The sequence below is a fragment of the Allobosea rubneri genome (assembly GCF_032464875.1).
In the GTDB taxonomy this organism is placed as follows: Bacteria; Pseudomonadota; Alphaproteobacteria; order Rhizobiales; family Beijerinckiaceae; genus Allobosea; species Allobosea rubneri.
In genome coordinates this window covers 19,818-29,510 of record NZ_JAWDID010000066.1, presented here as the reverse complement: position 1 = coordinate 29,510, position 9,693 = coordinate 19,818, and the positions used below count along the sequence as shown (strand labels likewise).

Annotated in this window: 10 protein-coding genes; 4 read left to right on the top strand and 6 right to left on the bottom strand. The window is 66.7% G+C overall.

Annotated features, from left to right (window positions below; translation table 11 throughout):
- Nucleotides 1–381 precede the first annotated feature (381 nt).
- Complete coding sequence (locus RKE40_RS25980; protein ID WP_316021085.1) at nt 382–1,440, top strand: GGDEF domain-containing protein; 1,059 nt, start codon at nt 382–384, stop codon at nt 1,438–1,440.
- 14 nt (nt 1,441–1,454) lie between these two features.
- Here the strand turns inward: RKE40_RS25980 and RKE40_RS25975 are convergent, their stop codons facing one another.
- Nucleotides 1,455–1,850, bottom strand: a complete 396-nt coding sequence (locus RKE40_RS25975) for a HesB/IscA family protein (RefSeq protein ID WP_316021084.1) — start codon at nt 1,848–1,850, stop codon at nt 1,455–1,457.
- A gap of 194 nt (nt 1,851–2,044) precedes the next feature.
- Between RKE40_RS25975 and RKE40_RS25970 the strand changes: the two genes are divergently transcribed.
- Together RKE40_RS25970 and RKE40_RS25965 are read left to right on the top strand one after the other, a co-directional pair.
- Nucleotides 2,045–3,118 (top strand): malate/lactate/ureidoglycolate dehydrogenase, encoded by a 1,074-nt coding sequence (locus RKE40_RS25970; protein WP_316021083.1) that lies wholly within the window; start codon nt 2,045–2,047, stop codon nt 3,116–3,118.
- A gap of 6 nt (nt 3,119–3,124) precedes the next feature.
- Nucleotides 3,125–3,487 (top strand): MmcQ/YjbR family DNA-binding protein, encoded by a 363-nt coding sequence (locus RKE40_RS25965; protein ID WP_316021082.1) that lies wholly within the window; start codon nt 3,125–3,127, stop codon nt 3,485–3,487.
- Between the two features lie 123 nt (nt 3,488–3,610).
- Here the strand turns inward: RKE40_RS25965 and RKE40_RS25960 are convergent, their stop codons facing one another.
- The 4 genes from RKE40_RS25960 to RKE40_RS25945 form a co-directional block, all read right to left on the bottom strand.
- Entirely contained in the window at nt 3,611–4,498 is an 888-nt protein-coding gene (locus RKE40_RS25960; RefSeq protein WP_316021081.1) for a PhzF family phenazine biosynthesis protein, read from the bottom strand.
- A 118-nt stretch (nt 4,499–4,616) separates the two neighbouring features.
- Nucleotides 4,617–6,131, bottom strand: a complete 1,515-nt coding sequence (gene gatA / locus RKE40_RS25955; protein ID WP_316021080.1) for an Asp-tRNA(Asn)/Glu-tRNA(Gln) amidotransferase subunit GatA — start codon at nt 6,129–6,131, stop codon at nt 4,617–4,619.
- Nucleotides 6,132–6,199: 68 nt separating this feature from the next.
- Complete coding sequence (gene gatC / locus RKE40_RS25950) at nt 6,200–6,487, bottom strand: Asp-tRNA(Asn)/Glu-tRNA(Gln) amidotransferase subunit GatC (RefSeq protein ID WP_316021079.1); 288 nt, start codon at nt 6,485–6,487, stop codon at nt 6,200–6,202.
- Nucleotides 6,488–6,649: 162 nt separating this feature from the next.
- Complete coding sequence (locus tag RKE40_RS25945; protein ID WP_316021078.1) at nt 6,650–7,348, bottom strand: metal-dependent hydrolase; 699 nt, start codon at nt 7,346–7,348, stop codon at nt 6,650–6,652.
- An 89-nt stretch (nt 7,349–7,437) separates the two neighbouring features.
- Here RKE40_RS25945 and ade point away from each other — a divergent pair, with 89 nt between their 5' ends.
- Nucleotides 7,438–9,138: an adenine deaminase gene (gene ade, locus RKE40_RS25940; protein WP_316021077.1), complete on the top strand. Its 1,701-nt coding sequence runs from the start codon at nt 7,438–7,440 to the stop codon at nt 9,136–9,138.
- 41 nt (nt 9,139–9,179) lie between these two features.
- Here the strand turns inward: ade and RKE40_RS25935 are convergent, their stop codons facing one another.
- Entirely contained in the window at nt 9,180–9,614 is a 435-nt protein-coding gene (locus tag RKE40_RS25935) for a hypothetical protein (protein ID WP_316021076.1), read from the bottom strand.
- Nucleotides 9,615–9,693: the final 79 nt, after the last annotated feature.

The following is a 9,693-nucleotide window of genomic DNA, read 5'->3' as shown; positions in this document are numbered from 1 at the left end:
AGCGCTGCGGCGCCGCGAGCCGGTCGCCGACCACGCCCCGCGCCGGAGCAGCGAACGGCCGCGCACGCCGCGGCGGGATGAGATCGACGACGGGCCGAAGGTCAAGGGCCTCGGCGACCACGTGCCGGCGTTCCTGCTGCGCTCGGTTCGGGCCGACTGAAGTCTTTCTCAAGCATCGGGCCCGCCGAACGGCAGAATTCGGCGAGGAAACGTTGCCTTAACTCCACTCCCTTAAGGTCCCGTACGGGTTGAAGGTCGGCGCTTGCCGGCTTTCGGCGGGAAGCTTGTTCCAGCCAGACCAGGACAGGATGTCCCGTTTCGGTTGATGCAGGGCCGGTCATCGTCGTGAGACGAGAGATCGCCCGGCGGGGGACAGGCGTGATGAGCACCGACAATTCAGCTTCGCCGCAGGTTCACGATCTGGCGGAGCGCGTCATCGCCGCCATGCGTCAGCATTACTCGCCCGGATACCCCCGCTCCTTCGAGGTCTGGTACGCCCATCTCAGCGGCGAGATGCCGGCACTGAGCATCGCGATGAACGCGATCATCGCCGGCAGCAATGGCGAGGTCGGCATGGCCGACATCGACACGCTCTATGAGCGCTTCATCGGCACGGAGCGGCTTTCCCGTCAGGCCGAACGCACCAGCCTGCAGGTCCTCGGCGAGATCGACGCCATGATGGCGCTGGTCGACCAGACCCTCGCCTCCAGCGAAAAATACCATGGCCGGCTCTGCGCCATGTCCGACGAGGTCCCGCCTTCAGCCGATCGCCAGCGCCTGCGCGAATGGGTCGAGGCGCTCGTGCTTTCGACCCGCGAGGAAGTGGCGCGCAAGACCCAGCTCGAAACCCAGCTCAGGGAAAGCGCGCACGAAATCCGCAACCTGCGCGAGGCCTTGGAATCGACGCGCGCCGAAGCGCTGACCGACCCGCTGACCGGCCTCGCCAACCGCCGCCATTTCGAGGAGATGCTGCAGAAGGCGATCGATCAGGCCACCTTGCGGCGTGAACCCTTCGCGCTGGTCATGGCCGACATCGACTTCTTCAAGCATTTCAACGACACGCATGGTCACCTCACCGGCGACCAAGTGTTGCGCCTAGTCTCACGGACCATGAAGGACAAGTTCAAGGACAAGGCGGTGATCACCCGCTTCGGCGGCGAGGAATTCGCGATCATCCTGCCGGACGCCGACGTCACCGCCGGAAAGTTCGGTGCCGAGACCGTGCGGCAAGCCTTGCTGACCCGCGAGCTGGTCAAGCGTTCGACCAATGAGAATCTCGGTCGCATCACCATCTCGCTCGGCGTCGCGGTCTATCATCGCGGCGACACGATCAGCTCGATCGTCGAGCGGGCCGACAGCGCGCTGATGCAGGCCAAGCGCGACGGCCGAAACCGGACCGTCACCGAGGAGGCAGTGATGGATTCGACCAGGGTCGCCTAAAGGCCGTCCGGGCGCTACTGCGCCGCGACTGCACTCTCCGCCCGCGGCTTGATCTCGACCGATTCGCCGCAGCCGCAGGCCGAGACCTGATTGGGATTGTTGAAGACGAAGGTCGACGAGAAGCGATCCGTCCTGAAATCGAGCTCGGTACCCAGCAGGAACAGTACGGCCTTGCCGTCGACGACCACGGTCGCGCCCTTCTCGGTCACGACCTCGTCGCCCTTCCTGGCTTCGCGCGCGACCTCGAAGGTGTATTCCATGCCGGCGCAGCCGCCCTTCTTGACGCCGACGCGCAGGCCCAGTGCCGGCGTCCCCGCATCGTCATTGGCCGATTGCGCCATGATCTCGCGAATGCGCGCCGCAGCGGCGTCGGTCAGCGAGACCACCTTCAAACCAGGTAGCGAGAACATTCCCTCGTCCCTCCTCGACCGGATTCAAGGTCCGGTGAAAACAGGATTGCATCCCGCAACATAGGGATTGGTGAACGCAACGTCGAGATGCGCCAATGCAGCCATGCCAATTCACCGGGGTGCATTGCGCGGCACCGCTGCCCGTGCACTGTGGCGCTTCATCTCCATTTTCCGGATATCGACCAGAAGCCGCCATGACCTATCGCCTGCACCGGCCCGAAGCGCTCCGCGCCCTCACCGCCGCCATGATCACCGCCGCCGGCTGGAGCGAGACCGAGGCCCGGGAGACGGCCGAGCATCTCGTGCTCGCCAATCTCAGCGGCCATGACAGCCACGGCGTCGGCATGCTGCCGCTCTATTTCAACTCGCTCGCCGACGGCAATCTGAAGCCGGAATCGAAGTTGTCGATCCGGATCGAGGCCGGGCCGTTCCTGATCGCCGACGGCAACGTCGCGCTCGGCCAGCCGACCGCCCGCGATGCCGTGGAACGCGGCATCACCATCGCGCGGGCCGGCGGCGTCGCCATCCTAAACCTGCTCGACGCCCACCATATCGGCCGCATCGGTCATTACGCGGAAGTCGCTGCGGCGGCGGGGCTGATTTCGCTGTTCTGGGTCAATGTCGCCGGCCGCCCGCCGATCGTGGCTCCCTATGCCGCAAAGGAAGCGCGTTTCGGCACCAACCCGCATGCGATCGGCATCCCGGTGCCCGAGAACGACCCGATCATCCTGGATTTCGCCACCAGCCGCATGGCCCATGGCAAGGCACGCGTCGCGCTCAACAAGGGCGTGCCGGTGCCGGAGGGTTACATCATCGACGGCGAGGGCCGCCCGACGACCGACCCCAAGCACGTCTTCCAGCACGCCATTCCCGACCTGCCGCTCGGCGCGCTGCTGCCCTTCGGCGACCACAAGGGCGCCGGCCTCTCGCTGATCGCCGAGCTGCTCTCGGCCGGGCTGATGGGTGCCGCCCGCATCGACGAGAAACCGCATCGCAGCTGGATCATCAACTCGCTGTTCGGCGTGCTGATCGACCCTGCAAGGCTGGAACCCGATGCCAGCCTGCGCCGCAAGCGCATCGAGAGCTATCTTGCCTTCGTGCGCGCGGCCGCGCCGCAGGACCCGGCGGCGCCGGTTCTGGCTCCGGGCGACAAGGAGCGTACCACCCGGATCGAGCGCCAGCGCGACGGCATCCCGCTCGACGACGAGACCTGGTCGCAGATCGTCGCTGCCGCCAAGCGCCACGGCATCGACGCCGAGAGCTTCTGAGGCGATATGACGCTCGCCGAGTACAACGCCTTCTGCGCCGCCCTGCCAGCGACGACCCATGTCGTGCAATGGGGCGGTGCCGACGTCTGGAAGGTCGGCGGCAAGGTCTTCGCCCTCGGCCGGGACGAGGCCGGCGGGGCCCTCTTCGTCTCGTTCAAATGCTCGCCCATGGCCTATGAGATGCTGCGCGATGCGCCCGGCTGCCGCCCGGCGCCCTATCTCGCCTCACGCGGCATGAAGTGGATCCAGCGCTTCTCCGATGAGAGTCTGCCGGACGATGCCTTTCGCGACTATCTGCGCGAGAGCCATCGGCTGGTCGCCGCCGGGCTGACGAAGAAGGTCCGCGCGGACTTGGGCCTGAGCGGCTGAGACGTACGTCAGTCTCGGGCGAAGCGAAGCGCAGACCCGAGAACCTCATGACCAGAAGGTGCCATTCAGAGCCTCTTTCGGCCTGAGATGCTCGGATCAAGTCCCGAGCATGGGGCGCCTTGCTCACAACGTCGCTTCGCCGCGCAGCACTGGTACGCAGCCGCCGCCCACGGTCGCGCGGATTTCTCCGTCGCCCCGCCGTGCAGCGACATGCAGCAGGCTCGGCCGCCCCATCTCGACACCCTGGGTGATCTCGAAGGCGACCGCCTCCTCGCTTCCCAGCGACAGCGTCAGCGCCGCCAGCGTTGCGCTGGCGCTGCCGGTCGCCGGATCTTCCCAGGTGCCGGCCAGCGGCGCGAACATCCGGGCGCGGGCATTGTTGGCGTCCCAGGCATAGAGGAACAGCGACAGGCGCCCCTCCAGCACCGGATTGGCCTGTGCGAGCCTACGGTAGGCGTTGATGTCCGGCGCCGCGCGGGCGAGCGCTTCCGACTTGATCTCGACCAGCACGAACTTGACGCCAACCGAGGCCTGCTGCGGCTGGTGGCGGCTGACGACGATATCCTCCGGGGCGAGCCCGACGCAGGCTGCGATCGCATCGACCGGCAGCGTCAGGCCGAGCGAGAGCGGCTGCGGCGCGGCAATGGTAGCCCCGGTCACCAGCCCGGCGGCATCGCGCGTCACCTTGACCTCGACGAGTCCCGCCATTTCCTCGAACAGCAGCAGGCCGTCGCGATCGCGGCCATGGGCGGCGAGCACGCAGGCCGTTCCGACATTGGGATGGCCCGCAAAGGGCATCTCGGCAGTGCGGTGGAAGATGCGGACGCGGGCGGTGTTCGCCGGGTCGCTCGGCGGCAGGACGAAGGTCGTCTCGCTATAGTTCATCTCGGCCGCCAGCGCCTGCATCTCGGCGTCCGACATGCCGCGCGCATCGGTGAAGACCGCGAGCTGGTTGCCGCCGAAGCGACGGTCGGTGAAGACGTCGACGGTCTCGTAGGGATAGGTCGGCATGGCGGTTCTCCGGCAGCGCGATCAGGCTGCCGGGAGAGTGCCATTGGCGGCCCTGCGCGGGAAATCAGGATTCGGAATGCGACCGATCAGCCCGCGCTCGCCGGATGTCAGAAGCCGATCAGGCCCACCAACGCTCGCCTATGGCAAAGCGGCCGGCCGCCTGCTCGATCACCTCGCCCAGCGAGAACAGCGTCTCCTCGTCGAAGGGCCGGCCGATCAGCTGCAGCCCGAGCGGCAGGCCCTGGCTGTCGAGGCCGGCCGGGACGGCGATGCCGGGCAGGCCCGCCATGTTCACCGTCACCGTGAAGATGTCGTTGAGATACATCTCGACCGGGTCGGCGGAACCCTTTTCGCCGATACCGAAGGCGGCCGACGGCGTCGCCGGCGTCAGCACCGCGTCGATGCCTGAGGCATAGGCCTCCTCGAAGTCGCGCTTGATCAGCGTGCGGACCTTCTGGGCGCGCAGGTAATAGGCGTCGTAATAGCCCGAGGACAGCACATAGGTGCCGATCATGATGCGGCGCTTGACCTCGGCACCGAAGCCGGCGGCGCGGGTCTTCTCGTACATCTCGACGATATCGCGGCCCGGCTCGCGCAGGCCGTAGCGCACGCCGTCATAGCGGGCGAGATTGGACGAGGCCTCGGCCGGTGCGACGATGTAGTAGGCCGGCAGCGCGTATTTGGTGTGCGGCAGCGAGATCTCGACGATCTCGGCTCCGGCGGCCTTCAGCCAGGCAATGCCCTGCTGCCAGAGCGCCTCGATCTCCGGCGAGATGCCGTCGATGCGGTACTCCCTGGGAATGCCGATCTTCATGCCCTTGACCGAGCGGCCGACGGAAGCCTCGTAGTCCGGCACCGGCTGGTCGACCGAAGTCGTGTCCTTCGGGTCATGCCCGGCCATCGAGCGCAGCATCACGGCGCAGTCGCGCACCGTCTTGCCGATCGGCCCGGCCTGGTCGAGCGAGGAGGCGAAGGCGACGACGCCCCAGCGCGAGCAGCGGCCATAGGTCGGCTTGATGCCGACCGTGCCGGTGAAGGCGGCCGGCTGGCGGATCGAGCCGCCGGTATCGGTCGCGGTCGCAGCCAGGCAAAGATGCGCGGCTACGGCCGCGGCTGAACCGCCCGACGAGCCGCCGGGAACGAGGTGGTTGCCCTCGACGCTGCCGGCCGCGCCGGCGCCGACATTCGAGCCCTCGCGCCGCCAGGGATTGACCACCGGGCCAAAGGCCGAGGTCTCGTTCGACGAGCCCATGGCGAATTCGTCATTGTTGAGCTTGCCGAGCATCACCGCGCCATCGCGCCAGAGCTGGCTCGAGACGGTCGATTCATAGGCCGGCACGAAATTGCCGAGGATCTTCGAGCAGGCGGTGGTGCGCACGCCTTCAGTCGCGAAAAGGTCCTTGATGCCGAGCGGAAGGCCTTCGAGCGGTCCGGCCTCACCTTTCGCCAGCCGCGCATCGGAGGCGGCCGCCTGCTTCAGCGCGTGCTCCGGCGTTTCCAGCACATAGGCGTTGAGCGCCCGCGCCTGCTCGACGGCGGCGACATGCGCCTTGGCGAGCTCGGTGGCGGAAAAGCTCTTGGCCTTCAGCCCGTCGCGGGCTTCGGTCAGGGTCAGGCGGGTGAGATCGGTCACGATGGAAAATCCGAAAAACTGGGCTGTCGGGCGCTTCGCAAGGCTCGCCGCGATGGCGAGCGCGCGCCTTACTCGATGACCTTCGGCACCATGAAATAATCGTCCTCGGAGGCCGGGGCGTTGGCGACGATCGTCTTGGCGATCTCGCCATCGGTGACGACGTCCTGCCGCTTCTTCATCGCCATCGGCGTGACAGAGGTCATCGGCTCGACGCCGGCGACATCGACCTCGTTGAGCTGCTCGACGAAACCGAGGATGGCGTTGAGCTCGCCTTGCAGCTTCGCGACATCAGCGTCCTCGACGGCGATGCGCGAGAGATGCGCGACGCGTTTGACGGTGGCGGCGTCGACCGACATGGGTGGGCTCCTGAACTTCGCAGCGCTGGCGAACATGAAGTGTGGTCACGGGCTATACGGCCCGCGAGGCCGGCCCGCAACACGCCGGGCAACGGGCCATGCGGGGAACCCTCTCCTGGAAGGAGAGGGTTCCCCGCGCTCATCGAGGATGCGGCGTGGCTTTCAGACCGCCACCGCCTTGCCCTTCTCCGGCACCAGCACCTCGATGCCGCTGCCCGCCATCGCCGAGACGAAGGCCGAAGCGTTCTGATCGATGATCGGGAAAGTGCCGTAATGGCAGGGAATCGCCAGCTTCGGCTTGACGAAACGCGTCATCGCAAGCGCTGCGGCCTTGCCGCCCATGGTGAAGCGGTCGCCGACCGGGCAGATGCAGATCTCGACGCCATGCATCTCGGAAATCAGCGCCATGTCCGAGAAGATGTCGGTATCGCCCATGTGCCAGAGCGTCTTCTCACCGGCAGCCTTGATGATGGCGCCGTTCGGGCTGCCGACCGGTACGACGACACCGGCCTCGCCCATGCCGGCCGAATGGTCGGCACGGACGAGGCTGACCGAGAAGGCGCCGAGATCGATGGTGCCGCCGGTGTTCATCGGCTCGAACTTCTTCAGGCCCTTGGACGCCAGGTGCATGCAAAGGTCGTAATTGCTGATCACCGTGGCATCGTTCGCCTCGGCAATACTGAGCGCATCGCCGACATGGTCGCCATGGCCATGGGTGATCACGATGTGGCTGACGCCCTTGGCCGCCGCTGCCGCATCGCCCTCGAAGGACGGATTGCCGGTGAAGAACGGGTCGATCAGGATCGAGGTGCTTGGCAAATCGACGCGAAAGGCCGAGTGGCCGAACCAGGTGAGCTGCATGTCGGTCTCCACGAGAGGCATCTGGACAGCGCCTGTCTAGGACGGCGAGATGAAGCAGCCAAGCCGAACCGCACGCGGAGGACCCAGCCATGACCGACGCAGCCACACTCGCCCGCCGGATCGCTCAAGGCCGTGGTGACGAACCGGCCGATCTCGTCATCCGTGGCGCAAAACTGCTCGACCTCGTCTCCGGCGACCTCATCGAGACCGATATCGCGCTCTGCGGGGACTCGATCGTCGGCACCTATGGCCGCTATGAAGGCAAGGCGGTCTTCGATGCCAAGGGGCTGATCGCCGTGCCGGGCTTCATCGACACGCATCTGCATGTCGAATCGTCGCTGGTGACACCGCTCGAATTCGAGCGCTGCGTCCTGCCGCACGGCGTCACCACCGCGATCTGCGATCCGCACGAGATCGCAAACGTGCTGGGCGCCGAGGGCATCCGCTATTTCCTCGCCTGCGCGCAGGCGATGCGGATGGATCTACGGGTCCAGCTCTCGAGCTGCGTGCCGGCGACGCATCTTGAAACGGCAGGCGCCGCGCTCGAGGCCGGCGATCTCACGCCGTTCATGAACCATCCCAGGGTGATCGGCCTTGCGGAGTTCATGAACTTCCCCGGCGTGCTGCATCGCGACCCCGGCTGCCTCGCCAAGCTGGCTGCCTTTGCCGAACGCCATATCGATGGCCACGCGCCGCTCGTGCGCGGCATGGACCTGAACGGCTATCTCGCTGCGGGCATCCGCACCGACCATGAGACGACGACGCTCGACGAAGCCCGAGAGAAGCTCGCCAAGGGCATGGCGATCCTGATCCGCGAGGGCTCGGTCTCAAAGGATCTGCACGCCCTGATCCCGCTGATCACGCGCGATGCCTCACCCTTCCTCGCCTTCTGCACCGATGACCGCAATCCGCTCGACATCGCCGAGGAAGGCCATCTCGACTTCATGATCCGCACAGCGATCGCCCATGGTGCCGACGTGCTCGCGACCTATCGCACCGCCAGCCTGTCGGCCGCGCGCAATTTCGGCCTTTTCGACCGCGGCTTCATCGGGCCGGGCAAGCGCGCCGACATCGTCTTGCTCGACGATCTCGCCGCCTGTCGCGTTGCCCATGTTTTTGCCGGCGGAAGGCTGGTCGAGGAGGCGCTGTTCGCCGATCGCCGGCCGGTCGCGCCGGTCGGGCTCGCCAGCGTCAAGAGCCGGCACCTGACGCCGGACGACTTCACGGTCCGGGCCCGCTCCGGCGAGACGCCGGTGATCGGCGTCGTCCCCGGCCGCATCATCACCGAGCGGCTGTCCATGCGCCTGCCGGAGCAGGACGATGTCGCCCTGCCCGATCTCGCCCAGGATGCGATCAAGGTCACGGTGATCGAGCGCCATGGCCGCAATGGCGGCATCGCGACCGGCTTCGTCCATGGCTTCGGCATGAGGCACGGCGCCATCGCCTCCTCGGTCGGCCATGACAGCCATAATCTCTGCGTCGTCGGGGTGGACGAGCCTTCGATGGCGGCTGCGGCGAACCGGCTGATAGCGCTCGGCGGCGGATTCGCCGTGGCGGAAGCCGGCGAAGTCACGGCCGAACTCGCGCTTCCCGTCGCTGGCTTGATGAGCGAGCGACCCTTCGAGGAGGTTCGCCATGGGCTGGAAGGGCTGCGCAGCGCTGCGAAGGCGCTCGGCGTTGTCCTAGCCGAGCCCTTCCTTCAGGTCGCCTTTCTGACCCTGCCGGTGATCCCGCATCTGAAGATCACCGACAAGGGGCTCGTCGACGTCGATCGCTTCGACTTCGTCTGACGGCAGGCAGGCAAGTCTGGCCGGCGCGCCGAGACGCTGCCTTAGTCGCGCGCGAAAAGTTCCGCGCAGCGCGAGAAGGACAGACCCATGCCGCCGGTATCGCGGCTGATGCGGATCGACTCGATGATTCCCTGCGGATCGGCCGCGATCTGGGCTTCGCAGACATAGTTGAGCTGCCGCGGCGGCTGGTAGCTCGTTGTCGTGGTCATGGTGCGCCGGCCATCCAGCGTCTGGGTCGGCACGCTACGGGTCTGGAAGCTGCCGAGGCGATACGAGGTCGCCTCGCCGCCGCGCCAGGTGTAGATCTGGCCGCCATTGTCGCGCGGGAATCCGGTCACCGGCGGGCCGTTCGCGACGAAGAAGGAATCGGCGCTCTGTCCGACCCAATCGCTCCTGAGGTTTTCCGCCGCCTGCTGCGTGGTCTGGCATCCGGCCAGAGCCACGGCGATCACGGCAACAAGCATAGTCGTCTTCATCTCGTCCCTGAACGGTTTCCCCGGCCCCCTATGCCGGCAGGGATGATCTCCTAGCCCAGAGACCTTCAGGTTTCGCGAC

Coding starts and splice junctions, on each gene's coding strand:
- RKE40_RS25980 (WP_316021085.1), top strand. CDS start 382: ATGAGCACCGACAATTCAGCTTCGCCGCAGGTTCACGATCTGGCGGAG.
- RKE40_RS25975 (WP_316021084.1), bottom strand. CDS start 1,850: ATGTTCTCGCTACCTGGTTTGAAGGTGGTCTCGCTGACCGACGCCGCT.
- RKE40_RS25970 (WP_316021083.1), top strand. CDS start 2,045: ATGACCTATCGCCTGCACCGGCCCGAAGCGCTCCGCGCCCTCACCGCC.
- RKE40_RS25965 (WP_316021082.1), top strand. CDS start 3,125: ATGACGCTCGCCGAGTACAACGCCTTCTGCGCCGCCCTGCCAGCGACG.
- RKE40_RS25960 (WP_316021081.1), bottom strand. CDS start 4,498: ATGCCGACCTATCCCTACGAGACCGTCGACGTCTTCACCGACCGTCGC.
- gatC (WP_316021079.1), bottom strand. CDS start 6,487: ATGTCGGTCGACGCCGCCACCGTCAAACGCGTCGCGCATCTCTCGCGC.
- RKE40_RS25945 (WP_316021078.1), bottom strand. CDS start 7,348: ATGCAGCTCACCTGGTTCGGCCACTCGGCCTTTCGCGTCGATTTGCCA.
- ade (WP_316021077.1), top strand. CDS start 7,438: ATGACCGACGCAGCCACACTCGCCCGCCGGATCGCTCAAGGCCGTGGT.
- RKE40_RS25935 (WP_316021076.1), bottom strand. CDS start 9,614: ATGAAGACGACTATGCTTGTTGCCGTGATCGCCGTGGCTCTGGCCGGA.